Annotated in this window: 1 protein-coding gene; it reads left to right on the top strand. The window is 67.1% G+C overall.

Translation table 11 applies throughout. The features are described 5' to 3' along the window. Positions 1–29: 29 nt before the first annotated feature. Positions 30–340 (top strand): AMP-binding protein (locus tag ADK55_RS22095; RefSeq protein ID WP_234350195.1); only part of this gene is annotated, 311 nt, incomplete at its 3' end.

Below are 340 nucleotides of genomic sequence, written 5' to 3'. Positions count from 1 at the left end.
CCCTCGGCCCGACCGACACCGCGTGCGTGATGTTCACCTCGGGATCCACCGGACGCCCCAAGGGCATCCTGTCCACCCACCGCAACCTGGTCTCCACCCTCACCGCCCAGACCTACGCCCGATTCGGCCCCGACGAAGTCTTCCTCCAGTGCTCACCCGTCTCCTGGGACGCCTTCAGCCTCGAATTCTGGGGAGCACTGCTCCACGGCGGAAGCACCGTCCTCCAACCCGGCCAACGCCCCGACCCCGCCGTCATCTCGGCACTCTCCCGGCAACACGCCGTCACCATGCTCCAACTCTCCTCCAGCCTCTTCAACCACCTCACCGACGAACACCCGGA

This window comes from Streptomyces sp. WM4235 (genome assembly GCF_001279725.1).
Classification (GTDB): domain Bacteria; phylum Actinomycetota; class Actinomycetes; order Streptomycetales; family Streptomycetaceae; genus Streptomyces.
Note: the sequence above shows the minus strand (reverse complement) of the source record. Positions and strands in the feature narration are given on the sequence as shown.